Raw genomic sequence first — 25,535 nt, 5'->3', positions numbered from 1 at the left:
GCCTAACCCTGTCCGGGCGTGAGGAACGAGCGATCGCTGACGCCGGTCACGAATTCGACGATCTGCGCGACATATTCGCTCTCGCTCTCACCACCCATGCGCCGTGCGCGCTCCTGAAAGGTGCCCTCGCCCTGCGCCAACATCTGGAACGCCGCGCGCAGCGCTGTGATATCCGAGCGCCCGACACCGCGCCGCTTGAGACCCACGAGGTTCAGCCCGTCCAGCACGCCGCGCGGCGCCTGCACCAGACCGTAGGGAATGACGTCATTCGTCACCATCGTCACCGCGCCTATGATCGCGCCGCGCCCGATGCGCACGAACTGGTGCACGCCCGAGAGGCCGCCGATGATCACATCGTCCTCCACCACGCAATGACCGGCCAGCGCCGCGTTGTTCACAATGATCACGCTGTTGCCGATGCGCACGTCATGGGCCACGTGGCAGCCCGCCATGAGCAGGCAATCATCGCCCACAAGCGTCACGCCGCCGCCGCCTGCGGTCCCGGTGTTGATCGTCACGTGCTCACGGATACGCACGCGCGCGCCAATCTCCAGCCGGGTTTTTTCCCCCTGAAACTTGAGATCCTGCGGCACTTCGCCGATGCAGGCAAAGGAATAGATTGTCGCCTCGGGGCCGATCACCGTATCGCCGGTGAGGACCACATGGCTTTTCAGGACCGCGCCGTGACCCAGCACCACGTCCGGTCCGATATGGCAGAACGGCCCAATACTGCAGCCAGCACCGATTTGCGCGCCCTGCTCGATCACCGCGCTGGGATGGATGGAGCTGTCACTCATGCGGCGCCGAGGTCCATCATGGCGGTGAACTCGGCCTCACAGGCCATTTCGCCATTCACGCTCGCCACGCCAGCGAATTTCCAGACCTTACCGCCCGGCTTGCCGCGCTGCGTCGTCAGATGCATCTCCAGCACATCGCCGGGCACGACCATGCGGCGGAACTTGCATTTGTCGATGGCCATGAAATAGACCAGCATATTCTTGTCCTGCATCTCCAGCGCTGTGCCCACCATCACCGCCGCCGTCTGGGCCATTGCCTCGACGATGGTCACGCCGGGCATGATCGGCTTGGACGGGAAATGGCCCTGAAAATGCGGCTCATTCATGGTCACGTTCTTGACGCCGACCGCCGATTGGAAACCGTCGATATCGCGCACCTTGTCGATCAACAGAAACGGGTAGCGATGCGGAATCAGCCGCTGGATCATGTGAATATCGGCAGTGGCGAGCGGCTGGGTCATCAATGTCCTTTCAGGCGCCATCAGGGCGCGGCATGGGAGCGGTATCAGGCTTCGCTTTACCAACTCGGCCCGAACGGAGCAAGGCGCGCCCTCTTACTCTGCTGTCTCGGGCATGGGCGCGGAAGTCTCAGGCGCGGGTGCGGCAGGGGAAGCTTCGCCCTCTTCGCGGCGCTCGGCACCGGCCTCGCCATCCGGAGCGCTGAGGCCCCGATTGGATGTCATCCCAGAGCCATCACCGATCACGGCATCGATACGCGCAATAGCCAGATCAGTGATGTCGATCGCATCCGCACGTAACAGAACCTGCCGGCTATCGAGAATGATCTTGCCGCCGGTATCGCGCATCACCTGAATGAGGATCGGCTCGGCCATGCGCATCAAGCTGAGCGGCGCCAGTTCGCGCCCGCGTTCCAGATCACGGGCCTTGCGATCATTCTCGGCCCGGATCGAACGGACCTTGTCGTCGAATGCGTCCGCCTCGGCGCGAAATTCGGTCGCGGTCATCGTCTTGCGCGCCTCGGTCAATGCCTGCTCTTCGGCGCGCAATTCGGCCTCAAGCTCGCGATTGTTCGCAATGAGGGCGTCGCGCTCGGCCTGATATTGGTCGGTCAGACGCTGGCCCACCTGCGTGCCCGAAAACAGCCGATCAGGGTCCAGCACCAGAATTTCGCTCTGGATGGTGCCTACATCCTGAGCCTGCGTCACCGCTGGCGCTGCGCCCACCAGGATCAGCGCCACTGATACCGCCAAGCCCCAGCCGGTAAGGCCGCGACACTGCATCAGAAGGTCGAGGCAATCGACAGGTCAAACGATTGCGTGTTATCGCCCGGCTCTTTCTTCAGCGCATGCGAGAAGTTGAACCGCAGCGGACCGAACGGCGATTGCCAGATCACCGACACACCGACCGCATGACGGGCATTGAAGCCGGTTGAACTGACTGGTCCGGTCGCGCCGGCCGTGTCCACATCCCAAAGCGCACCGATATCGTAGAAGGCGCCGCCCGTAATCCCATACTCGTCCGGCAGACCCAACGGGAACTCCGCATCGAATTTGAGCGCGGCGAAGTAGTTACCGCCCAGTTGCTCACCGTTCTCAATAGGACCAATGCCGTTCGGCTCGAAGCCGCGGATGATCTGGCCTGAATAACGATCGACCGCGCGGCTGTCATCGCTGCCGGTGAAGTTCAAGGCGCCGCCTTCAAGCGTGGCGCGGAGCGTAAGCTCTTCGTTCAGCACCTTGGTCTGTGCGATGGCGCGGGCCGAGGTCTTGATATACTCCTGATCGCCGCCGAGACCGTAGAATTCCTGACCAAAGGACAACAGGACACCCGCATTGGGGTTCAGACCGGTGCGGCGCGTATCATATGTATATTCATACCCTACACCGCTGGCCCATTCATCGCCACGCGCAACTTCGGTCGCCAGAATGCCGCTGGTCCCGGTGTAGTTGCTCATGTCCTTGTAGGCGGCACTATAGAGCAGCGCCAAGCGACCGTTCTCGCTGACGGGGAAGGTCAGGCTGGGACGGAACGTACCGATAGTCGTGTCGTAGAACGCGAAATCATCTTGCGTCTCAACCAAGCCGAAATCGAGACCGAAGGCCACATCGCGGCCTAGGAATGCGGGCTCGACAAAGCTGAGGCGATAATTGGCCTGGTCAGCACTGGCCGAGATCTGCGCCGAGAGGCGCTGGCCCCGCCCAAGAAAGTTGCGCTCGGAAAAACCGACAGAGAAGCCGACGCCGCTGCTGGTGGAATAGGACGCGCCAAACGAAAGCGAGCCGGTGCTTTTCTCTTCGACATCCACATCCACGATCACCTGATCGGGGGTCGAGCCCTCGCGGGCATCCACCTCGGCGGTTTCGAAGTAATCCAGCGCGCGGATGCGCTCGGCAGCCTCGCGGATCTCGCGGGGGTTGAACGGATCGCCTTCGACAGTGTCAAATTGGCGGCGGATCACGCGGTCGAGCGTGGTCGTGTTGCCTTCGATATCGATCCGCTCGACAAAAATTCGCGGGCCACGGACCAAAGCGAACTCGACATCCAGCGTAAGGTCACGGTCATTGCGGGAGATGCGCGGCTCGACCCGCAGGAAATCGACCCCGTTGCGCACGCCAAGGCGCTCCATCCGGGCAATCGAATTCTCGACCTGTGTCGGCGTATAGATCTGGCCCGGCTTGACCTTGAGTGCATCCTGATACTCGGCCGCATCCGCATTGGGCAGCTCGCTGATCGTGGTAATGTTGCCAAACCGGAACTGCTGACCTTCCTCGATGTTGAAGGTCACGAAATAGGTGTCACGCTCTCGCGCCAGCTCGGCATTGGTGCCGGTCACGCGGAAATCGACATAGCCCCGGGCGGCGTAGAAATCGGACAGGAGTTGCTTGTCGAACTCGATACGGTCCTGAACGAACGTATCACGGTTGACCAGCGCGCGGAAAAGGCCGGCCTGCTTGCTGTCCACGACGCGGCGCAGACGGCGGTCCGAATAGGCGCGGTTCCCGACAAAGCTGAGGCGCTGGACCTCGATTTTCTTACCCTCGAAAATCTCAAAGACCAGATCGACGCGGTTATCGCTGCGGCGTATGACCTTGGGGCTGACGCGTGCAGCGCTGCGGCCACTTACGGCATAAGCGTCAATGATTGCGGCAGCGTCACGCTCGGCTTTTGACGGATTATAGACCTGGCGCGGTGCGCTCTCGATCTGTCCCACGAGGTCTTCGTCTTCGATGCGGGTGTTTCCCTCGAAGGCGATCTTGCTGATCGTCGGATATTCGATCACGCGAATTTCCAGGGTATTTCCGCGCGGCGTGATCGCCACTTCCTCGAAGAGACCGCTGTTCAGAATGCGTTGATACGCCTCGTTCAACTCACCTGCCGAAACGGTCTGGCCGCGTCCGATTCCCGCATAGGTCAGGATCGTGCCGGACTCGATCCGCTGGTTGCCCTCGATCGCAACGTTGGTGAACTGATATGACTGAGCCTCGGCCCCCGCCGGCATGAGCGAAAAGGTCAAGGCAATCAGGGCGGTGCATATCGGGCCGATGATGGCCGAACGCCCCTGCCCGGTGTCAGCACCCCTGCCATGCAGGGACGTCAGCATGAGGCGCGTTGCGCTCAGGATTCTCGACAATTTCATGATACCACCCGGTCAAATACCCTATTACGAATTTCAGTAACGGGTCATGGATGGCTTGTCAAAATGCCAATGCCGCCGCGTGTTGACATGGCACGCAGGCGGCATGAGCAGGATGGCGGCGCCACTGGCGCAACTTGGTCAGAAAGAGCTGATGAATGCCGCACCAAATAGCGCCACTGTTAATGCGCCCGGCATCAGGAAGCGGTCGATATTGAGGTCGATAAAGAGGCCGAAGCCCTTGAATCCGATAGTGTTTTGCACGGGTCTCATCCCTTGGTCCAGTCAAGCGCCACTTCAAATTCAGGCGCGTCGGCAAAGGGTATGGCAGCGCATTATGGCCAAGAACGGCGCAACATTGTGGCAAAACCGGGGCATTCCGTCCGTTGCCGCAAAGTCACGCCATATGATGTGGCCGCACCGTTCGCTTTGAAGCTATGGGCACCAGATATCGTTGAAGAGTGCAAAGAGCATGAGGCTGAGGATCAGTGTCAATCCGATGGTCATCATCACCCGGAGCGCTCCGTCGCTGGGCGGCTTTCCGGCCACTGCCTCATAAGCGTAGAACACCAGATGACCGCCATCCAGGACCGGCACCGGAAAGAGGTTGAGCAGACCGACGGCAGTCGACAAAACGGCAATGAACCAGATGAAATTCTCGGCACCTTGGCTGGCCATCGCACCCGAAGCCTGGGCGATCCCGATGGGCCCCGACATGTTGCAACTGCTGATCGCGCCCGTGACCATGTAATAAAGCCCGGTGAGCGAGCCAGCAGCAACCGCATATGTCTGCTGCACGCCGGTGCCAAGCGCGGCAATGGGTCCCATCCTTTCGGTGCCCGGATCGAAGGCCCAACCGCCCGCGATGCCGATCCGCCAGACGGTGGCGTACCCGCCATCCTCTTGCGGCTCGTCCGTGCGCCGGGGCGTCAGTTCCAGATCAACTGTCTCGCCCGCGCGCCAGACCTGCAGCGCGATCGGTGCGCCGTCGGATGCCTCGACGACATTCTTGAGCTGCGTAAAGGACGAGATGTCATTTCCATTCACTGCGGTGATCACGTCGCCCGGTTTCATCCCCGCGCGATACGATGCCGATTGCGGGGCCAGCTGCGTCACGATGGGGGGCAAGGGGTGCGGGCCTGCAACGGTCGTCTCGGATCCGTCCCGAAGAACGCGGTAGTCCATAACCTGCCGGTCGGGCAGCGCGTCCGAGAAGGCATCAAACGCATCGCGGTCCTCGTATCCCGGCACGTCCGCGCCGGCGACATCCAGCACCGTGTCACCCGGGCGCAGTTCGATCCCCTGCGCGGGCAGCGGCTTGAGGGCGCCGATCTGTAGCGGCTCGGCCATCTTGCCCTGCACCATCATCACGCCCGCAAATATCAGGATCGACAGCCCGAAGTTGAAGACCGGCCCTGCCGCAACCGTCGCAGTGCGCGCCCAGAGCGGCGCACCATGCATGGTCTGGCGCAGACGCTCGGGCGGGGTCGCGGCCATCGCCTCGGCATCCTTGCCACTGGCCGCATCCGCATCGCCGAGGAACTTCACATAGCCGCCAAAGGGCAAGGCCGCCAATTGCCAGCGCGTGCCATGTTTGTCGATGCGCGAGAAAAGAACCGGGCCAAAGCCCAGCGAGAACACCTCGGCCTTGATGCCCGACCAGCGCCCGACAATGTAATGTCCGTATTCGTGGATCGCGACGATCACGGACAGCGCGACGACGAAGGCGGCAATGACGCCGATAAAGCTGCCAAATTGCGGGAGTAGCGCGGAAATATCCAAGGAATGTCCTATTCTGCCTGTGCCATCTGCCTCGCCTGCCCTCAAGCGGCGACCAGCCGGTCTATATGTTGTCGTGTAAGGTGGTCCCAGTGTCCGACGCTTTCAAGCGTGATCTCGTTGCAGCCCGTGACACCGCCATCGCTGCCGCCGACCTCATCAAGCGTTCGCGCCACAAGATCGCTCATTTGAAGAAAACCGGTGCGCCCGGCGATGAAGTGATCCAGCGCACGCTCCTTGGCGGCATTGAAGACCGCGCCCGCGTGACCGCCCGCTGCCATCACCTGCCGCGCGAGGTCCAGCGCCGGATATCGCGCCGGATCGGGATTAGCGAAATCGAGACGGCCCAACGCCGCCAGATCCAGCCGCTCGATCGGCAGCGCGCGCCGCTCGGGCCAGTGCAGCGCATAGCCGATGGCGTGGCGCATATCGGGCGGGCCGACATGGGCCATCAGCGCGCCATCGACGAACCCGACCAAGGCGTGAATGGTAGATTGTGGATGTACCAGCACTTCGATCTGATCCGGATAGATACCGAAAAACTCCTTGGCCTCAATGACTTCCAACGCCTTGTTGAACATCGAGGCGGAGTCGATCGTGATCCGCTGGCCCATGTCCCAATTGGGATGCTGCGACGCTTCTGCCACCGTCACATGCGCCAGATCGCTCAGCGGGCGATCCCGGAACGCCCCGCCCGAGGCGGTGATCACGACGCGATTGACCGCAGCCGGATCCTCGCCCACCAGCGCCTGAAAGATGGCCGAATGCTCGCTGTCGACGGGCAGGATGCGCGCGCCATGCGCGGCGGCGGTCGCCATCATCAGCGGACCGGCGGCCACCAGCGATTCCTTGTTGGCCAGCGCCAAAGTGCCACCATGCCCCAGCGCGGCAAGGCCCGGCGCAAGGCCCGCGGCGCCGACGATGGCCGACATGATCCAGTCGGCAGGCAGCTCGGCCGCCTCGATCAGCGCCGCCTCGCCCGCCGCAGCGCGCACATCGCTGCCCGCAAGCGCCGCGCGCAGATCGTACAGCCGCGCGGGATCTGCGGTCACCGCCAGGTCCGCGCAAAACTCCCGCGCGTCTTTTGCCAGTTGGGCAATGTTCTGCCCCCCGGTCAGCGCCACGACCTGAAAATCGTCCGGAGCGCGGCGGATCAGGTCAAGCGTGTTCTGCCCGATCGAGCCTGTTGCCCCCAGAATACTGACACGCCTCATGCGATCCCCGGCAGCAGTCCAAAGAGCCACAGCACGCCCGTCACCAAGGTCGCGCCCAGCATCGCGTCAAAGCGGTCCAGGACGCCGCCATGGCCGGGAATGAGGTTCGAGCTGTCCTTGACGCCGACGCGCCGCTTGATCCAGCTTTCCCAGATGTCACCCACCTGCCCGGCGACCGAAAGGACCAGCGAGACCAGCATCAGGCCCGATCCGACTCCAAAGTAAATACCGAAGGCAAGCCCCGTCAGAGCTGCCGCCAACCACCCGGCTATCGTGCCGCTCCAGGTTTTCTTGGGGCTGATCGCGGGCCAGAACTTCGGCCCACCCAGCGAGCGGCCGGCCATGTAGCCCGCCACATCCGTGGCGACGACCACGCAGACGACCCATAGCAGCCAGCCCATCCCAGCCTCAATGCGCAAGAGAACGGCTGCATGGCAGGCCAGCAAGGTCGCTGCGGCGAAACTGCCGAAGAGAACCCGCCGCGCGGCCAGTTGCCACGCGCCGAAGATGGCGATGGCGACAAGGCCCGGCAGCGCGATCCACACGGGCACCAGCCAAGCCAGTCCCAGTGAGACGCCCGCGATGATGCCCATACCCGGCGCCCAGGCATGTCCGCCCAGCATCCGCGCCAATTCCCACACCATGAGCCCGCCCAGCACCCAGATCGCCACCAGGAAGGGCGCACCGCCCAGCCAGACCTCGACCGCTCCGATGACAATCATGACCGCCGCCGAGATCAGGCGCACGTTCAAATCCGCCCAGCGTTCCGTGCGCGCCATCAGCGGGTCCCTCCATAGCGCCGGTCGCGCACGCCATAGGCGCTGACGATGCCGGCGAAGATTTCTTTGGTGAAGTCAGGCCAGAGCGTGTCTACGAATTCGTACTCTGCATAGGCCGATTGCCATAGCAGGAAGTTCGAAATCCGCGCCTCTCCTGATGTGCGTATGACCAGATCCGGATCGGGCAAAACGCGCGTATCGAGATAACGGGTCAGGGTTTCCTCATCCACCTCGTCTGGGCTCAACTTGCCTGCGGCCACATCGCCGGCCAGATCCTTGATCGCGCGGCTCACCTCGTCGCGGCTGCCGTAATTCAGCGCAATGGTCAGATGGACGCGGTCATTGCCTTCGGTGATCTCTTCCAACTCGTCCATCAGCGCGATCAGCTTGGCATCCAGTCGGACCCGGTCGCCAATGAACCGCACGCGCACGCCCTCGTCACGCAGCGCGCGCGCCTCCTTGGCGATGTAACGGCGAAAGAGGCTCATCAGGCCCGCGACTTCGGTCTGCGTACGCTTCCAGTTCTCGGTCGAAAAGGCAAACACCGTCAGATACTTGACACCCAGGTCGGGACAGGCATTGACGATTTCGCGCACGCGCTTGGCGCCCGCATGGTGTCCAAACAGACGCGGGCGACCGCGCGCCTGCGCCCATCGGCCATTACCGTCCATGATGACAGCAACATGACGCGGCCCGCGAGCCGCATCAGTGGTCGGAGCCTTCGGCCCGGTATCGACTGTGCCGCTGCGCCCGAACATCAAACCTGCATGATCTCCGCCTGCTTGGTCTCGAGCGTATCGTCGACGCGGGCGATGAACTTGTTGGTCAGATCCTGCACCTCGGTCTCCCAGAATTTCTGGTCATCCTCGGACATGCCGTCATTCTTGGCCTTCTTGATCTGGTCCATGCCGTCGCGGCGCACGTTGCGCACGGCAACGCGGGCATGCTCGGCATAATTCGAGGCCACCTTGGTCAGCTCGCGCCGGCGCTCTTCGTTCAGTTCGGGGATGGGCAGCATGATGATGGTGCCGTTCATCTGCGGATTGATGCCAAGGCCGCTCTCGCGGATGGCCTTCTCCACCTTGTTGACCAGACCCTTGTCCCAAACGTTGATGGTCACCATGCGCGGCTCGGGCACGTTGACGGTTCCGACCTGATTGATCGGAGTTTGCGCGCCGTAGGCGTCGACCATCACCGGCTCCAGCATCGAGGCCGAGGCGCGGCCCGTACGCAGGGACGCGAATTCGGTCTTGAGCGAGGCGATCGCGCCCTCCATCCGCCGTTCCAGATCGGCTGTGTCGATTTCGATATCATCGGCCATGGTGAAGTATCCTCTTGCACTCTATCGAACCCGCAGGCGCGGGCGTCATTTAAAATGCCCGCGAGTGTCGCGGGCGCTTTGCCCTCAGGCGTGAACGGTCGTGTAGGTGCCCTCACCCGCCAGGATGCCCTTGAACCCTCCCGGCTCGTCCAGCGAGAACACGATGATGGGCAGGTTGTTGTCACGCGCCAGCGCGATGGCGCTGGCATCCATGACCTTCAGGTGCTTGGCCAGAACGTCGTCATAAGTGACACGGTCATAGCGCACGGCATCGGGGTTTGTCACTGGATCCTTGTCGTAGACGCCGTCCACCTTGGTACCCTTCAGGATCGCCTCGCAGGCCATTTCATTGGCGCGCAGGGTCGCTGCGGTATCGGTGGTGAAATAAGGGTTGCCGGTGCCTGCGGCAAAAATGCACACACGCTTTTTCTCCAGGTGGCGCACCGCGCGGCGGCGGATATAGGGCTCGGCCACCTCATCCATGCGGATAGCGCTGATCACCCGGCAGTAAACGCCCAGCTTCTCCAGCGCCGATTGCATCGCCAGCGCGTTCATCACCGTGGCCAGCATGCCCATGTAATCCGCGGTCGTCCGCTCCATCCCCTGGGCGGACCCTTGCAGCCCGCGAAAGATGTTGCCGCCGCCGATGACCATGCAGATCTCGACGCCCATGTCATGGACCACCTTGACCTCGCGCGCGATGCGTTCGACCGTTGGCGGGTGCAGGCCATAGGCGGTGTCCCCCATCAACGCCTCCCCCGAGATTTTCAGCAATACGCGCCGAAAGGTCGTCTTGGGGGTGTCGCTCTCGGGCATGGGGTGGCTCCGTCTTTGTGGCTGCCTGAATGGCTGGGGCTGTCTGGCGGGCAAAATGTCGCAAAAGGCGGCAATGTTCAATCGCATAAAGCGTGGGCGCAGCGGGTCCGGCGCCAAAACGCCGCGCAAGGCCTCGCCAGTGGACCGCGCCCGCGCTAGAAGACGGCCATGCTGCGCCATCTCGACATATCGCGGGACCGTCCCGTTTTGATCGCCGGGCCGACAGCCTCCGGCAAATCCGCACTCGCGCTCGATATCGCCGAGCGTCTGGGCGGCCGGATCATCAATGCCGATTCCATGCAGGTCTATGACGGCTGGCGCATCCTGACGGCCCGCCCCTCGCCCGAGGATGAGGCGCGCGCACCCCATGCGCTTTATGGGCATGTCCCTCAGGAGGCCGATTATTCCGTCGGTCACTGGCTGCGCGAGGCCGCGCCGCTGCTGAGCGGCGCGCGGCCCATCATCGTGGGCGGCACCGGGCTTTACTTTACCGCGCTGACCGAGGGGCTGGCCGAAATTCCGCCCACACCCGCCGAGGTTCGTAGCGAGGCTGACGCGCTGCGGCTGAACGGGCATCTGGCGCAGATGATCGCAGCGCTGGACACCGCCACCAGGGCCCGCGTCGATCTGCAGAACCCGATGCGCGTGCAGCGCGCCTGGGAGGTGCAGCGCGCCACCGGCCGCGGTCTGGCCGAGTGGCAGGATGCAACGCCGCCGCCGCTCTTGCCGCTGGTCGACTGCCACGCTCTTTTGCTGGATGCGGATCGCGATTGGCTGAATGCTCGTATCGCCCGCCGGATGGAGGCGATGGTCGAGACGGGCGCGCTGGACGAGGTGCGCGCCAACATGCATCGTCCCGCCTTGCGTCAAAGCGCCAAAGCCATCGGAGCGCCGGAACTGGCCGCCTATTTGCGCGGCGACATGTCCCTGCCGGAGGCCACGACTGCTGCGACAATCGCCACGCGCCAGTTTGCCAAGCGGCAGCGCACTTGGTTTCGCGCCCGCATGGGTGCCTGGCAGCGCATCACTCTGCCCTGAAACAGCCAAATTTACAATTTACGATCATTTGCCATATTCGCCGCGCCATGCGAGCAATGAAGTTGCATGATTCCGATCAAAAGGATCGCCCGCGTGACTGACAGTGCTCCCAGATTGATGACGCTCGCTCAATGGTCGCGGGGCGCGCCATGGCGGCTCAACCTGCCGCATAGTCAAACCTCCCATGCGCTGATCTGGGTCACGCGTGGCCAGGCCCGTGCTACCGTGGGCGGCGTGCGGCGTGGCGTCGGCGCGCATAATGCGCTGGCAGTGCCGGCGGGTACGCTCTTTTCATTGGACATCGGGCCGGCCTGCTATGGTCAGGTCTGCCTGATACCGCCGGGCGGCCCAGCCCTGATGCCCGACATGCCCGAGCATCTGCGCATCCGCGAGGTGCAGCAACAGGCGGAGCTGACATCTCTGCTCGACGCGATGACCCGCGAGGCAAGTCAGGACCGCCCCTTTGCGGATGAGGCGGCCGAGGCGCTGGCGATCATGGTCACCGTCTGGCTGCGCCGCGCCCTCATCGGACAGGAGCCCGCGCCGCGCCCCACGGCAGCGCAGCGCCTGATCACGGCCTATGCCGCGCTGCTCGAACAGGACTTTGCCACCGGTCAGCCCATGGCCGCCTATGCGCGCGATCTGGGCGTGACGCCCACGCATCTGACCCGCAGTTGCAAGGCCTGCTGCGGGCTGACCGCCGCCGATCTGCTCGTGCAGCGCATCCTGCACAGGGCGCGCGAAATGCTGGAGGACGGGGACGACGCTGTGCGCCACGTCGCGGCGCAACTGGGTTTCAGAAGCGCCGCGTACTTCTCGCGCTTCATCACACAGCACACGGGCATCAGCCCTTCCGAGCTGCGCCGCCGCGCTCAAAAGAGCTAAGCCGTCTCAGCTGCCCCAGATGACGCGCACGTAATTGGTGGTTTCCTCGTAGGGCGGCACATCGCCGTATTTCTTGACCGCCCCCGGCCCCGCGTTATACGCCGCCAGCGCCAGCCGCCACGAGCCGAATTCGCGATACTGCATCGCAAGATAGCGCGCGCCGCCTTCAAGGTTCTGGCGCGGATCATGCGGATCGACACGTAGCACGGCGGCCGTGCCCGGCATGAGCTGCGCCAGACCGATGGCCCCCTTGTGGCTAAGCGCAGTTGGCTTCCATCCGCTTTCCTGCTGCACAAGGCGCAGAAAAAGATCCTCGGGCACGGAATGCTTGCGCGCGGCCTCCTTGGCCATGCTCAAGAACTCGCCGCGATAGCTGCCGGAATAGGCCTTGGCCGCGCTCCATTTGGTCGGCGTGTTGATCTTGGCCGGCTGCAGGCGCACCGATGCCTTGTATTGCGACGCCGCGCGGGTATCCAGAACGCTGGTCTGCGATTTGAAGAGATTCCCTCGGCTTTTCGTCGAGATGACCTGGGCATGGCCGAGCTGTGCAATGACCGAAAATGCCAGTGCCGTTCCAAGAAATGTCTTCATGGTGAAATCTCTTTTCCGTCCCTGATGCAGTGGGGTTAACCGATTCCGCCGCGGATTTCCAGTCTCGCACGCCAGTTGCCGCGGGAACGCGGCGGCAACCGCGCCATTTTTAGGCTGGCATTAACCCTCATTGGGTGATGTAACACGGAGTCAAATTCCAAGCCCTAGCAGGAGGACGCGCATGGCCGGGTCGGTTAACAAAGTCATCATCATCGGCAATCTGGGCCGCGATCCCGAAGTCCGCACGTTCCAGAATGGCGGCAAGGTGTGCAACCTGCGCATCGCCACCTCCGAGACCTGGAAGGACAAAAGCACTGGCGAGCGGCGCGAGAAGACCGAGTGGCACTCGGTCGCCATCTTCAACGAAGGCCTCGTGCGTATCGCCGAGCAATACCTCAAGAAGGGCTCTAAAGTTTATATCGAGGGGCAGCTTCAGACGCGCAAATGGCAAGATCAATCGGGCCAGGACCGCTATTCCACCGAAATCGTCTTGCAAGGTTTCAATGGCACCTTGACCATGCTTGACGGTCGCGACGGCGGCGGCGGCGGTGGTGGCGGAGGCTATTCCGGCGGCGGTGGCGGAGGCTACGGCGGCAATGATGGCGGCTATGGCGGACCTGATGATCGCGGCGGCCCCTCGGGCGGCGGGGGCAGCGGGGGCAGTTCCCCCTCACGCGATTTCGACGACGAAATCCCGTTCTGAGCGGCGCGCCGCAGAGGCATTAACCCTATCTTAGGCATGGGCGCCGCTTACTGGCGCCCATGCCATCCAACTCTCTCCAGATCGATTTCGTCGATCCCTCTTGCGGCTGCGATCTGCCCGGCACCCCCCTTCAGCAATCCGGCATCTATGCATCCGTTCTTCGCGAGTTCGGCTGCGCCTCCATGCTTGCCCAAATGCGCGGAGACGGCACGCTCCTGGGCCGCGCGCGCATCTATCTACGCCGGGCGGGCCCGCTGCGCCTCGCGTGGCTCCCGCGTGGTCCGGTTTGGGACCCGGCGGCCTCCCGCGATCAACGTGCCGAACTGGTCACAGCCCTGCCCCGCGCCGCGCCATGGCGCGCGCTTTGGGCGAGCAGCGCGGACACCTCGGGGCCGCGCCTTGGCGTCCCCGTCTCGAAGGGCGTGCAGATGGCTCAGCTAGATCTTCGCCCTGACGAGGCATCCCGCCGCGCGGCCTTGGATGGGAAATGGCGCAACCGTTTGAAGCGCGCCGAGGCGGCGGGCCTCCGGGTGATCGCACGCCCTCTCGACATGGCCTGCGATGCGCCCTTTCTGCAGAACGAAGAGGCACAGCGCCGCGCGCGCCGCTATGCCGCCCTGCCGCCCGACTTCACGTCCAAGTGGGCCACGCTCGCCCCGCGCGATAGCCTGATGCTGATTGCGGAAGACGCAGGCGCGCCCATCGCCTTCATGCTGATGCTGCTGCATTCGGACATGGCCACCTATCACATCGGCTGGACGGGCGCGTGCGGACGCGCCCTGAATGCGCATACCCTGCTGCTATGGCGCGCCTCCTGCCTGCTGGCGCAGTCGGGGTATAGCGCCCTCGACCTTGGCCGCACCGACGCCGCGCAGACGCCCGGCATCGCCCGCTTCAAGCTGGGCACAGGGGCGGCTGGTCGCGAGCTGGGCCCGACACGGCTGCGCCTTTGACCCGCGCAGCGCAACAGAGGCCCGCCGATATCCGTCCGAAACCCTCTTTGCTCTGGTCAAACGGGCGCGCAGCCTATAGGGCGCTGAAAAAAACCCCAAGGATTTACTCGAATGGACCTTCGCAATATCGCGATCATCGCCCACGTTGACCACGGCAAAACCACGCTGGTCGACGAATTGCTCAAGCAATCGGGCGCTTTCCGCGCCAACCAGGCCGTGGATGAGCGTGCGATGGACAGCAACGACCTCGAGCGTGAGCGCGGCATCACCATCTTTGCCAAGCCGACCTCGGTCGAATGGAAGGGCAAGCGCATCAACATTGTCGACACGCCCGGCCACGCCGATTTCGGCGGTGAGGTGGAGCGTATCCTCTCCATGGTCGATGGTGTCGTCCTTCTGGTCGACGCCGCCGAAGGCCCGATGCCGCAGACCAAGTTTGTCACGTCCAAGGCGCTCGCCCTCGGATTGCGCCCCATTGTCGTGCTGAACAAGGTCGACAAGCCTGATGCCGAGCCGGATCGCGCGCTCGACGAGTGCTTTGACCTTTTTGCCAACCTCGGCGCGGATGACGACCAGCTGGATTTTCCGCATATGTATGCCTCTGGCCGCTCCGGCTGGGCCGATCATCAGCTCGACGGGCCGCGCAAGGATCTGACCGCGCTGTTCGAGTTGATTGTTAACCACGTCCCCGCCCCCAAGCAGGTCAAGCATCAGGATGATGATTTCCGCATGCTGGCCACGACACTGGGTGCCGACCCTTTCGTCGGCCGCCTTTTGACTGGCCGCGTGGAATCGGGAAAGCTGAAGGTGGGCGCGACCGTGCAGGCGCTTTCGCGCATCGGCCAGAAGATCGAGCAGTTTCGCGTGACGCGCATTCAGGCGTTCCGGGGCCTCGCCTCCCAAGACATCGAAGAGGCGCAGGCGGGCGATATCGTCAGCCTCGCAGGCATGTCCAAGGCCACCGTGGCCGACACGATCTGCGCGCTGGCCGTGGACGAGCCGCTGGAGGCGCGTCCCATCGACCCGCCCACCATCACCGTCACGTTCGGCATCAATGACAGCCCCCTCGCGGGCCGCGATGGCAAGAAGGTGCAAAGCCGCGTCATCCGCGACCGCCTGATGAAGGAGGCGGAATCGAACGTCGCCATCAAGGTCAAGGATACGCCCGGCGGCGAGGCCTTCGAGGTCGCGGGCCGCGGCGAACTGCAGATGGGCGTTCTGATCGAGAATATGCGTCGTGAAGGCTTCGAGCTCAGCATTTCGCGCCCACAGGTCGTCATGCGCGAGGGCGAGAATGGCGAGCGTCTGGAGCCCATCGAAGAGGTCACGATCGACGTCGATGACGAATATTCCGGCGCCGTGATCGAAAAGCTGACCGGCCCCCGCAAGGGCGATCTGACCGAGATGAAGCCCGCGGGCGCCGGCAAGACGCGCATCATCGCGCATGTCCCGTCCCGCGGCCTGATCGGCTATCACGGCGAGTTCCTGACCGACACGCGCGGCACCGGCGTTCTCAACCGCGTTTTCCATAGCTGGGCGCCGCATAAGGGGCCGATCCCGGGCCGCCGGGCGGGCGTATTGATCTCGATGGAAAACGGCGAATCAGTCGCCTATGCGCTGTGGAACCTTGAGGATCGCGGCAAAATGTTCATCGGCCCGCAAGCCAAGATCTATACCGGCATGATCATCGGCGAGCATAGCCGCGAGAACGATCTTGAGGTGAACCCGCTGAAGGGCAAGAAGCTGACCAACGTGCGCGCCTCCGGCACCGATGAGGCCGTGCGCCTGACGACACCGGTCGAGATGAGCCTTGAGCAGGCCATTGCCTATATCGACGATGACGAGTTGGTCGAGGTCACGCCCAACGCGATTCGTCTGCGCAAGCGGCATCTGGACCCGCATGAGCGCAAGCGCGCGTCCAAAAGCGCCTGATCCTCAGGGTTCGATCAGAAAACGGCCAGCTTCGGCAAGCTGGCCGTTTTCGTCGCGGGTGGTCACCACGATCTCACCCGAGCGCGCGTAGGTTCCGCTGAGCGCGCTGATATTCACCTGATGTGTGACCAGTAGGGGCCGTGCGTTCTCGGGTAGCTCCGCCAAAACCCGCATAACCGCGCCCGCCTGGGCGGCCTGATCGCCTCGTCCCGCAAAATGCGAGTTGAGCGCCGGAAGCGGCGTGACGTCGCCAAGGCCCAAACGATCGGCGGTCTCTCGCGCGCGGCACCATTCGCTTGTAAAGATATGCGTTGGCCGTATATCAGCGTGGCGCAATGCTGCACCGATCCGGCGCGCTTGATCGCGCCCGTCGGCGCTCAGATTGCGCTGGGTGGTGCAATCGCCAAGCATGAACGCTGCGGGATCGCCCGTGCCGGGTGCCAGCGCATGCCGCATCAACCAAACGGCGCCCGGCCGATCCAGCAAAGTGGCATCCTGCGCGGCACCAAGCCCCGGCAGGCAGATCAAAACAAGAGGCAATACCCAGATACGCATGACGTTTTCCTACACGATGTGAGGTAGGAGAAAGCAGCGGAAGGTCCAGTTCTGCGAGACGAAAGGCCCCGCACCGGCGTTGCGCGTCTATTCGTCGGTTTCAACGATCAGCAATTCCCGCTCGGACGCATTGCGCGCATGGCCGAGAGCCTCCTGGTATTCGGGCGAGTGATAGCAGGCTTCGGCAGCCTCGACGCTGTCGAACTTCGCCACCACATTGCGCGGCCGCTCCTTGCCCTCAAGCTGAACGAACCGCCCGCCCCGCGCGATGAACTTGCCACCATGCTTGGCCACAGCAGGCCCGGCCAATGCAGCGTAGCGGCCATAGGCCTCCTCGTCCTTGACCGAGACATGGGCAATCCAGAGTGCAGGCATGATCTATCCTTTCAAGAGAGCGCGCACGGCGTCGATCGCGGCGCTGGAATTAGCAGCGTTAACCCCTCCGCCCTGTGCCAGATCGGGCCGGCCACCGCCGCCTTTGCCGCCCAACTCGGCCACGGCGGCGCGCACGATGTCAACCGCCGATAGCGTGCCGGTCTTGTCATCGGTCACGCCCGCGGCCACAGCGGCTTTGCCACCCGTATCCGCGATCAACAAGACTGCACCGCTCTCTATCCGCGTCTTCATCTGGTCGATCAGGCCGGGTAACTCCTTGCCCGCAACACCGCTGAGAACTTGCGCGATCAGCCGCGTGCCGCCAATCTCTTCGATCTCGGCCTCGCCGCCACTTCCGGCGCCGCCGGACATGGCCAGATCGCGCCGCAGCTGCGCAACCTCCTGCACCAGCGCGCGGCGCTCATCCAGCAGGGCCTGCACGCGGGATTGCGCGCCATCGGGCCGCACTTTCAGCGCGCCCGCGATTTCGGTCAGGGCCTTGGAATGACCGCCCAGATGGCGCAACGCCGCCTCGCCCGTCAGGGCCTCGATCCGCCGTACACCGGCGCTGGAGGCGGCATCGCCAAGGAGGACGAAGAGGCCGATATCGCCCGTACTGCGGACATGCGTGCCGCCGCAAAGCTCGATTGAGTAGGTCGCGCCATCGGCGCCGCGCTCAGAGCCGTCCTTGCGTCCCATGGAAACCACGCGCACCTCGTCGCCGTATTTCTCACCGAACAGCGCCTGCGCCCCCAGCGCGCGCGCCTCGTCCGGCGTCATAATGCGCGTCTGCACCGGTGCATTCTGCCGAATATAGGCGTTCACATCGGCCTCAATCCGAGCCAGCTCATCTGCCGTCAGCGCCTTGGTGTGGCTGAAATCAAAGCGCAGGCGGTCATCTGCATTGAGACTGCCGCGCTGCGCAACATGATTGCCCAGCGTCTCGCGCAGCGCCTCATGCAGGAGGTGCGTCGCCGAATGATTTGCCCGGATCGCACTGCGGCGCCCATGATCGACCTCCAGCTGCGCGGCGGCGCCTTTGGTCAGCTCACCCTTGGTCACCTCGGCAAAATGAATGAACACGCCGGCCACCTTGCGAGTGTCCGTGATACGCGCCTCACCGCCCTCGCAGCGCAACACGCCGCTGTCGCCCACCTGGCCGCCGGACTCGGCATAGAACGGCGTCTGGTTCAGCACGATCTGCACCGCATCGCCCTCGCCCGCGTTGTCCGTTTGTGCCCCATCGCGCACCAGTGCGACGATTTGTGCCTCAGCCTCTTCCGTGTCATATCCCAGGAAATCGGTCACGCCGCTGGACTCTGCGATATCGAACCATACCGCCTGATCGACCGCCTCGCCCGTGCCCGCCCAAGCGGCGCGCGCCTTGGCCTTCTGCTCGGCCATGGCCGCATCGAAGCCCTCGGTATCCACGTTCCGGCCCTTCTCGCGCAGCGCGTCCTGCGTCAGATCCAGGGGGAATCCGAACGTGTCATAGAGCTTGAAAGCCGTCTCGCCCGGCAGATCCGCGCCCTCATCCAGAGTGTTCAGCGCATCGTCCAGTAGGCCAAGCCCCCGCTCCAGCGTCTGCTTGAAACGTGTCTCCTCCAGCCGCAGCATCTCCTCGATCATCCCCTGCGCGCGGCCCAACTCCGGGAAGGCCTGACCCATCTGACCCACCAGCGCCGGCACAAGGCGGTGCATCACCGGATCCTTCGCCCCCAGCAGATGCGCGTGCCGCATCGCGCGCCGCATGATCCGCCGCAGCACGTATCCTCGCCCCTCGTTCGACGGCATCACGCCGTCAGCCATCAAGAAAGAGGTCGAACGCAGGTGATCGGCGATCACGCGGTGATGCACATTGCCCGGCCCATCCGCATCGGTGCTGGTCGCATGGGCGCTGGCCTCGATGAGCGCGCGCATAAGGTCGGTGTCGTAATTATCATGCTTGCCTTGCAAGAGCGCGCCGATCCGCTCCAGCCCCATGCCGGTATCGATCGACTGCATGTCCAGATCGCGCTGCGTTCCATCCTCGAACCGCTCGTTCTGCATGAAAACAAGGTTCCATATCTCAATGAACCGGTCGCCATCCTCCTCGGCGCTGCCCGGAGGGCCGCCCCAGATCTCTGGGCCATGATCGTAGAAGATTTCCGAGCATGGCCCGCAAGGACCGGTCGCCCCCATGGACCAGAAGTTGTCATCGGTCGCGATGCGAATGATGCGGTCATCCGAAAGGCCTGCAACCTTTTTCCAGATATTCGCGGCCTCGTCATCGGTATGGTAAACGGTGACCAGCAGCTTGGACTTGTCGATGCCGAAATCGCGCGTCAGCAGCTCCCAAGCAAAGCGGATGGCGTCATCCTTGAAATAATCGCCAAAGCTGAAATTTCCCATCATCTCGAAGAAGGTATGATGGCGCGCCGTGTAGCCGACATTGTCCAGGTCATTGTGCTTGCCGCCCGCTCGCACACATTTCTGACTGGTGGTGGCGCGGACATAGTCGCGCTTTTCCACGCCAGTAAAGAGGTTCTTGAACTGAACCATCCCCGAATTGGTAAACATGAGTGTCGGATCGTTACGCGGCACCAGGGGCGAGCTATCGACAATGCGGTGATCATTTCGGTCGAAATAACTCAAAAAAGTCGAGCGGATGTCGTTCAGCGTCGGCATGCGGGGCCTCGTTTCAAGGATGATTTCAGACGGGTCGGGCGTCGCATTGATTATCCGCCCCTGCCCGCCCTGTCCACCGCAAGAAAAAAGCCCGGCGCGCAGATGCCGCCGGGCCTTCAGCTTTCAATCCGGAGGCGGCTACGCCTCCATCAGATCGTCATTGTCCCCGCCTTCATCGCCGGAGGCGGTCATATCGAAATCCAGCCCATGCGCGGCGCGAATCTTGTCCTCGATTTCCAGCGCCATCTTGCTGTTTTCCCTGAGAAAGGTCTTGGCGTTTTCGCGCCCTTGTCCAATCCGCTCATCGCCGTAGCTGAACCAGCTACCGGATTTCTCCACAACGCCGGCCTTGACGCCCAGATCCAGGATCTCGCCCATCTTGCTGATGCCTTCGCCATACATGATGTCGAATTCGACCTGCTTGAACGGAGGGGCGACCTTGTTCTTGACGACCTTGACCCGCGTCGCGTTTCCGACAACTTCATCGCGATCCTTGAGGGCACCGATGCGGCGAATATCCAGCCGGACCGAGCTGTAGAATTTCAGCGCGTTACCACCCGTCGTCGTCTCAGGACTGCCGAACATGACGCCGATCTTCATGCGGATCTGATTGATGAAAATGACCGTGCATTTCGTGCGGCTGATCGAACCGGTCAGCTTGCGCATTGCCTGACTCATCAGACGGGCATGCACGCCGACGCTGCTGTCGCCCATATCACCCTCGAGTTCGGATTTCGGCGTAAGCGCCGCCACCGAGTCGACCACGACCATGCTGACCGCGCCGGACCGCACAAGCGTATCTACGATCTCAAGCGCCTGCTCACCCGTATCAGGCTGCGAGATCAACAATTCGTCCAGATCGACACCCAGTTTGCGCGCATATTGCGGATCCAGCGCGTGCTCGGCATCGACAAAGGCGCAAACGCCGCCCTTCTTCTGCTCTTCGGCGACGCAATGCAGTGTCAGCGTCGTCTTGCCAGAACTCTCGGGACCATAAATTTCGACGATCCGCCCCTTGGGAATACCGCCAATACCCAAGGCAATATCGAGCCCCAGCGACCCGGTTGACGTGGATTCCATATCCGTGATGGGGTTATCCCCCAGCTTCATGATCGAGCCCTTACCGAACTGACGCTCGATCTGCGCAAGCGCACTGTCCAGGGCCTTTTGCTTGTCTGCGCTCTTCTTGTTGTCCATGCTCAAAAGATCTGCCGTTGCCATTGCGTTCGCATCCTTATTTCACACCATGCCTCTACCGGCAATCGCTGCGTTTGTTCGCCTCTTGTTCTCACCTAGATGCAGACAAATGGCGAACATTTCAAGTCAAATGTTCATGTATTCACTTTTAACCAGAACTGTTGAAGAACTGTTAACGTCGGCCTGTGAGGTCAATATGAGGTGGCACAAAGCGGTATGTTGGTCTTTTCCAAGCAGAAACTGGTGTTTTTATCCGTGCCTAAGACCGGCACGACCGCGTGGCAGGCCGCGCTTGGCCCGCAAGCGTCGATGATCGTGAGCGACCCACCCGAGCTGAAACATGCGCCGGTTTTCCGATACAATCGGTTTTTCAGACCGGCGCTTGAAAAGTTCATCGGCGAGGATCTTCATGTTATCGCCGTGATGCGCGCACCGATCGACTGGTTGGGCAGTTGGTATCGCTATCGACAGCGGTCATTTCTTTCAGGCAAGGCCACCAGTACCGAAGGGATCAGTTTTGATGAATTCGTCCGGGCTTATGTCCAGGGCACCCAGCCACAGTTTGCCAATGTCGGCTCGCAATCCAAGTTCCTGCAGCCGCAGCGAAATGGCACATCGGCGACGCATCTTTTCCGATATGAAGATCAGGGTTCCCTTATATCGTATCTTGAGCAGCGCCTGGGCAAGCGAGTTGAAACAGACCGAATCAACACATCCCGATCAAAGCGACTCGATCTCTCGGCCGAAACAATGGCCGTCCTCACCAGAAAGTACGCGCCTGATTTCGAATTGTATGACAGCATTCAGCCAGACGGTTCCTACACCCCCAAGCCAGTTGCATCTCCCGTCGGATGATTCCGGCGACGTGTTCTCTACCAGGCAAGCGGTGGCTGAGCCACACGTTGCTCGCCCCGGCGTGGCCTGCGAGGTGGTACCCATCTTTTGATGGGAGTGCGTTTCGCAATGGATGCTCAGACTGCGTTTCTCAGATCGCTCGGGGTTGAGACTTTCGAGAGCGGGCATCGACGATGGCCAGCGGTAAAGGCGCAGGCCGTCGCGCAGACGCTGGAACCGAGGGCAATGGTCAACGCCGTAGCCGGGCGTTACGGAGTGAAGCCGAACCAGCTTTCCGCGTGACGATGCCTGGCCAAGCGGGGCAAGCTGGTCCTGCCCGCCGCCGAGACGGCGGCCGACCCGACGACCTTCGCGCCGCTGGTGTTGTGCGACCCGGAACCGCCGCAAGCGCCGGAACCTTCCCCGCAACCAGATGACAAGCTGCGGCTGATCTTCGGTGACGTGGCGATCGAACTCGCCGCCGATACCCCGGCGGTACGGATTGCCGAGATCGTGCTTGCGCTCGGGGCGTCATCATGATGATCCCGTCCCACATCCCCGAGGCGCAGCGTGAAGCTGTCGCCGCGGTGCTGCGCGAGCGGGATGTGCTGAAGGAGGCCAACAAGCGCCTCGAGCCTCTGGTCGCCGAGCTCAACCACGCGGTTCACGGCAAAGGCTCCGAGAAGCTTGGCGAAGATGACCGGCAACTGGCTTTCGAGGATCTCGAGAGGGCGATTGCCGAAGTTGAGGCGAAGCAGGATGCGCTGGCACCTTCCGAGCGCCGACCCCGGCGTGCGGCCCGGCGCAACCGGCGCAACCGGGGCAACCGGGGCAACCTGCCCGAGGACCTGCCGCGCATCGAGCGCGTGATCGAACCGGACAGCCTGCTGTGCCCTTGTGGTTGCGGGCAAATGCACAAGATCGGCGAGGATCGCGCCGAGCGGCTGGAAATCGTGCCCGCGCAGCTGCGGGTGATCGTCACCGTTGACGGCATCCTGCAGCTCAATGCTACCAGGGTTACAACCGCCTGACGCGTCCCGCTCGCAAAGGTGGCGATCCGGTCCGCGTGGCGCATTGCTGGGCGCACGCGCGGCGCAAGCTGAAGGAGGTGTTCGCCCGCGACGGCTCCCAGATGGCTCCCAGATCGCCGCCGAGGGGCTGCGCCGGATTGCCGAGCTCTACAAGGTCGAGGCAGACATCCGCGGCGCGGCTCCGGGACAGCGCCTCCCGGCCCGCCAGGTGCGCACCGCACCCCTCGTGGCTGAGTTCGGTGAATGGCTGCAACAACAGCGCCTGCGCATCTCCGCCAAGTCGCGTTTGAGAGAGAAGCTCGCCTATATCCATTGCCAGTGGCACGAATTGCAAACCTTCCTGCAGGACGGGCGGGTCGAACTCGACTCGAATAGCGTCGAGAACCTGATCCGGCCGATCGCTCTGAACAGGAAGAACGCATTGTTCGCCGGACATGACGAAGGCGGGCGGGCCTGGGGCCGCATCGCATCGCATCGCTCATCGAGACCGCGAAGATCAACGGTGTCGAGCCCTTCGCCTATCTCAAGGCCGCCATCGAGGCCATCGCCGCCGGCCATCCGCAAAGCAGGATCGACGACCTCTTGCCATGGACCGTCTCGCCGTCAAGATGATCCCGAGCGGGCCGCAGACGACGCTTACTCTACCAGGTGTCAGCCGCTGATTCATCTGGTCTTCACCCAGAACCGCCGCGGTCTTTTCCGACAACCCATCTGATCGTCACTTGGCTAATTGCCTGCGATATGCGGCCTCAGAAGGTCTACTCAAGTTGCCGCTGCACGATATCCGTCAGGTCGGTAAGAGAAAAAGGCTTGGGAAGAAAAACCGAGTTCGGGATGCGAGACTGCGTGTCTCCAAAATCCTCTTCAGCATATCCAGAAACAAAGACCACGCGGGCTTCGGGCCTGTCTATCAGCGCTTTTTGGACCCAGCTTGGCCCATCCATCCCGGGCATGACGACGTCTGTCACGAAAACATCAACGGATACGCTAGCATCGGCGAGGATTTCCAAAGCCTCTTCGGCGGATTCGGCCTCGAGAACCGTGAAGCCGCGCATCTGCAGAGCACGCGAGGCGAAGGCCCGCACAGGCGCCTCATCCTCGACCAGCAGCACGATACCTTCCGCCGGCGCGGAATCCATGACCAGCCGCTTTTCGGCCTCTACCGGCAGCGCAACGCTCTCATGAGCCGGGAACATCAGGAAAAAAGTCGTCCCGACATCGCGCTCACTGTCGACGAAGATGAAACCACCGGTCTGCTTGACAATTCCGTAGGCTGTCGACAGGCCCAGCCCAGTCCCCTCACCCGTCCGCTTGGTTGTGAAAAATGGCTCGAACACTTTCTGCAAACGGTCCGGCGGGATTCCCGTTCCGTCGTCGGAGACGCTAATCCTGACCCATCTTCCGGGCGAAACAACCGCGCGGTCGCGATGCATCGGTTTGTCCAATGTAACATTTTTGGTCTCGATCCTGATCTCGCCGCCCGACGACATTGCGTCCCGTGCGTTGACGACCAAATTCATGATGACTTGCTCAACTTGGCGCTTGTCTGCACGGATGGACCAAAGCGTGGGATCGTGGTTCAGGGACAGGAGAACCTTCTCGCCAACCAATCTATTGAGCAGATGCGTCAGATCTGACATCGCATCTCGCAGATCCATGACCTCGGGGCGCAGTGTTTGTTTGCGGGAATAGGCGAGCAACTGATTAACGAGGGAAGCCGCACGGTTCGCATTTTGCGCGATCTGCAGCAAATCGCCGTAGTCGGAATCGCCTTGGTCATGCCGCAGCAGCAAAAGATCGCAGTGACCGGAAATCGCAGTCAAAAGATTGTTGAAATCATGTGCAACGCCGCCCGCAAGCTGGCCGATCGCCTGCATCTTTTGGGATTGTACAAACTGCGCCTCAAGAGACTTCAGCTCTGTCGCGTCATTCAAAACCGCGATCAAGACCGTCTCTCCTTCTTCGGTGGCCCGATTGAGCGTCACCTGGATGAACACCTCCTCGTCCGCCCGGCGCACGCGGAGGAATTCGGAATGTACACTGCCGCGCGCCAAGGCCGCATCTTCCAGCCAATCGGGTATGGACCGGCCCAATCCTTCCAGCAGGTCGGTAATTTGCTTGCCCGACCAATCGGCACATCCTAGCAATTCACTTGCAGGCCGGTTGCAGAGATCGATCGCTCCGCCGCGCGTCAGTTTCAGCAAGGGCACCGGCAGTTCATCGAAGAACGTCCACCCATCGGAGGGGCGCTCGGTGGCGGCGATGCCTGGCATGATGAATACCTCGCGTCGCCCGGCAATTCCCTCAAGTTCGACCACGAGGCAGGACTGAACGCCGGTTTGCGTGCTGATATCGTTCATCTGGCCAGATCTGAGCGGCAATTTGGCGCAGATGCGTGTGGATCAGCATGCAACTTTGACCCCTGTATTGGGGTGATCGGCGTCCAAAAGTGACCCCCCTGATAAATTTGGAT

At 62.5% G+C, this 25,535-nt stretch carries 24 protein-coding genes and 1 pseudogene; 8 read left to right on the top strand and 17 right to left on the bottom strand.

What is annotated here, in order from left to right; translation table 11 throughout:
- Positions 1-2: 2 nt before the first annotated feature.
- The 11 genes from lpxA to pyrH all read right to left on the bottom strand — a co-directional run bounded on the left by lpxA (position 3) and on the right by pyrH (position 10,301).
- Entirely contained in the window at positions 3-797 is a 795-nt protein-coding gene (lpxA, locus tag ACEWPM_RS00125; RefSeq protein ID WP_393960467.1) for an acyl-ACP--UDP-N-acetylglucosamine O-acyltransferase, read from the bottom strand.
- A complete protein-coding gene (gene fabZ / locus ACEWPM_RS00120) occupies positions 794-1,258 on the bottom strand; it encodes a 3-hydroxyacyl-ACP dehydratase FabZ (RefSeq protein ID WP_393960466.1) in 465 nt (154 codons plus the stop codon). Before fabZ ends, lpxA begins: the two co-directional genes overlap by 4 nt.
- Before the next feature lie 93 nt (positions 1,259-1,351).
- Positions 1,352-1,996 (bottom strand): OmpH/Skp family outer membrane protein, encoded by a 645-nt coding sequence (locus ACEWPM_RS00115; RefSeq protein WP_393960465.1) that lies wholly within the window; start codon positions 1,994-1,996, stop codon positions 1,352-1,354.
- A 41-nt stretch (positions 1,997-2,037) separates the two neighbouring features.
- Entirely contained in the window at positions 2,038-4,395 is a 2,358-nt protein-coding gene (gene bamA, locus ACEWPM_RS00110) for an outer membrane protein assembly factor BamA (protein ID WP_393960464.1), read from the bottom strand.
- 138 nt (positions 4,396-4,533) lie between these two features.
- The gene (locus ACEWPM_RS00105) at positions 4,534-4,656 is read right to left on the bottom strand and encodes a hypothetical protein (RefSeq protein ID WP_393960463.1); all 123 of its coding nucleotides are present in this window, start codon (positions 4,654-4,656) and stop codon (positions 4,534-4,536) included.
- 171 nt (positions 4,657-4,827) lie between these two features.
- A complete protein-coding gene (rseP, locus tag ACEWPM_RS00100) occupies positions 4,828-6,174 on the bottom strand; it encodes an RIP metalloprotease RseP (protein ID WP_393960462.1) in 1,347 nt (448 codons plus the stop codon).
- 41 nt (positions 6,175-6,215) lie between these two features.
- Positions 6,216-7,385, bottom strand: coding sequence for a 1-deoxy-D-xylulose-5-phosphate reductoisomerase (gene dxr, locus ACEWPM_RS00095; RefSeq protein ID WP_393960461.1), 1,170 nt, complete (start codon positions 7,383-7,385; stop codon positions 6,216-6,218).
- Positions 7,382-8,164, bottom strand: coding sequence for a phosphatidate cytidylyltransferase (locus ACEWPM_RS00090; protein WP_393960460.1), 783 nt, complete (start codon positions 8,162-8,164; stop codon positions 7,382-7,384). The genes dxr and ACEWPM_RS00090 overlap by 4 nt, the downstream gene beginning before the upstream one ends.
- Positions 8,164-8,922, bottom strand: a complete 759-nt coding sequence (gene uppS / locus ACEWPM_RS00085) for a polyprenyl diphosphate synthase (protein WP_393960459.1) — start codon at positions 8,920-8,922, stop codon at positions 8,164-8,166. Before uppS ends, ACEWPM_RS00090 begins: the two co-directional genes overlap by 1 nt.
- Positions 8,922-9,485, bottom strand: a complete 564-nt coding sequence (frr, locus tag ACEWPM_RS00080; RefSeq protein WP_393960458.1) for a ribosome recycling factor — start codon at positions 9,483-9,485, stop codon at positions 8,922-8,924. The genes uppS and frr overlap by 1 nt, the downstream gene beginning before the upstream one ends.
- A gap of 84 nt (positions 9,486-9,569) precedes the next feature.
- Positions 9,570-10,301, bottom strand: a complete 732-nt coding sequence (pyrH, locus tag ACEWPM_RS00075) for a UMP kinase (protein WP_393960457.1) — start codon at positions 10,299-10,301, stop codon at positions 9,570-9,572.
- A 168-nt stretch (positions 10,302-10,469) separates the two neighbouring features.
- Here pyrH and miaA point away from each other — a divergent pair, with 168 nt between their 5' ends.
- Positions 10,470-11,339: a tRNA (adenosine(37)-N6)-dimethylallyltransferase MiaA gene (gene miaA, locus ACEWPM_RS00070; protein WP_393960456.1), complete on the top strand. Its 870-nt coding sequence runs from the start codon at positions 10,470-10,472 to the stop codon at positions 11,337-11,339.
- A 93-nt stretch (positions 11,340-11,432) separates the two neighbouring features.
- On the top strand, positions 11,433-12,224 hold the full coding sequence (locus tag ACEWPM_RS00065; protein ID WP_393960455.1) for an AraC family transcriptional regulator: 792 nt from the start codon (positions 11,433-11,435) through the stop codon (positions 12,222-12,224).
- 6 nt (positions 12,225-12,230) lie between these two features.
- Here ACEWPM_RS00065 and ACEWPM_RS00060 read toward each other — a convergent pair whose 3' ends face one another.
- On the bottom strand, positions 12,231-12,815 hold the full coding sequence (locus ACEWPM_RS00060; protein ID WP_393960454.1) for a lytic transglycosylase domain-containing protein: 585 nt from the start codon (positions 12,813-12,815) through the stop codon (positions 12,231-12,233).
- Positions 12,816-12,996: 181 nt separating this feature from the next.
- Between ACEWPM_RS00060 and ACEWPM_RS00055 the strand changes: the two genes are divergently transcribed.
- The 3 genes from ACEWPM_RS00055 to typA all read left to right on the top strand — a co-directional run bounded on the left by ACEWPM_RS00055 (position 12,997) and on the right by typA (position 16,403).
- Positions 12,997-13,518 carry a single-stranded DNA-binding protein gene (locus ACEWPM_RS00055; protein WP_393960453.1) on the top strand — a complete coding sequence of 174 codons (522 nt, stop codon included), beginning with the start codon at positions 12,997-12,999 and terminating at the stop codon, positions 13,516-13,518.
- Positions 13,519-13,577: 59 nt separating this feature from the next.
- Entirely contained in the window at positions 13,578-14,471 is an 894-nt protein-coding gene (locus tag ACEWPM_RS00050) for a GNAT family N-acetyltransferase (protein WP_393960452.1), read from the top strand.
- A gap of 111 nt (positions 14,472-14,582) precedes the next feature.
- Positions 14,583-16,403, top strand: a complete 1,821-nt coding sequence (gene typA / locus ACEWPM_RS00045; RefSeq protein ID WP_393960451.1) for a translational GTPase TypA — start codon at positions 14,583-14,585, stop codon at positions 16,401-16,403.
- A gap of 3 nt (positions 16,404-16,406) precedes the next feature.
- Here the strand turns inward: typA and ACEWPM_RS00040 are convergent, their stop codons facing one another.
- The 4 genes from ACEWPM_RS00040 to recA all read right to left on the bottom strand — a co-directional run bounded on the left by ACEWPM_RS00040 (position 16,407) and on the right by recA (position 21,221).
- The gene (locus ACEWPM_RS00040) at positions 16,407-16,958 is read right to left on the bottom strand and encodes a histidine phosphatase family protein (protein ID WP_393960450.1); all 552 of its coding nucleotides are present in this window, start codon (positions 16,956-16,958) and stop codon (positions 16,407-16,409) included.
- Positions 16,959-17,045: 87 nt separating this feature from the next.
- Positions 17,046-17,333, bottom strand: a complete 288-nt coding sequence (locus tag ACEWPM_RS00035) for a DUF1330 domain-containing protein (protein WP_393960449.1) — start codon at positions 17,331-17,333, stop codon at positions 17,046-17,048.
- A gap of 3 nt (positions 17,334-17,336) precedes the next feature.
- The gene (gene alaS, locus ACEWPM_RS00030) at positions 17,337-20,000 is read right to left on the bottom strand and encodes an alanine--tRNA ligase (protein WP_393960448.1); all 2,664 of its coding nucleotides are present in this window, start codon (positions 19,998-20,000) and stop codon (positions 17,337-17,339) included.
- A 138-nt stretch (positions 20,001-20,138) separates the two neighbouring features.
- Entirely contained in the window at positions 20,139-21,221 is a 1,083-nt protein-coding gene (gene recA, locus ACEWPM_RS00025; protein ID WP_393960447.1) for a recombinase RecA, read from the bottom strand.
- Between the two features lie 192 nt (positions 21,222-21,413).
- Between recA and ACEWPM_RS00020 the strand changes: the two genes are divergently transcribed.
- The 3 genes and pseudogenes from ACEWPM_RS00020 to tnpC all read left to right on the top strand — a co-directional run bounded on the left by ACEWPM_RS00020 (position 21,414) and on the right by tnpC (position 23,674).
- Positions 21,414-22,052, top strand: coding sequence for a sulfotransferase family protein (locus tag ACEWPM_RS00020; RefSeq protein WP_393960446.1), 639 nt, complete (start codon positions 21,414-21,416; stop codon positions 22,050-22,052).
- A 90-nt stretch (positions 22,053-22,142) separates the two neighbouring features.
- Positions 22,143-22,334 carry a transposase gene (locus ACEWPM_RS00015; protein ID WP_393960445.1) on the top strand — a complete coding sequence of 64 codons (192 nt, stop codon included), beginning with the start codon at positions 22,143-22,145 and terminating at the stop codon, positions 22,332-22,334.
- Positions 22,335-22,567: 233 nt separating this feature from the next.
- Positions 22,568-23,674 (top strand): annotated as a pseudogene (gene tnpC / locus ACEWPM_RS00010) (IS66 family transposase).
- A gap of 146 nt (positions 23,675-23,820) precedes the next feature.
- Here the strand turns inward: tnpC and ACEWPM_RS00005 are convergent.
- A complete protein-coding gene (locus ACEWPM_RS00005) occupies positions 23,821-25,422 on the bottom strand; it encodes an ATP-binding protein (protein WP_393964161.1) in 1,602 nt (533 codons plus the stop codon).
- Between the last annotated feature and the right edge of the window lie 113 nt (positions 25,423-25,535).

This window comes from Roseovarius maritimus (genome assembly GCF_043355895.2).
Lineage (GTDB): Bacteria > Pseudomonadota > Alphaproteobacteria > Rhodobacterales > Rhodobacteraceae > Roseovarius > Roseovarius maritimus.
The sequence above is the reverse complement of the archived record's forward strand: the minus strand, read 5'-3'. Positions and strand labels throughout refer to the sequence as shown.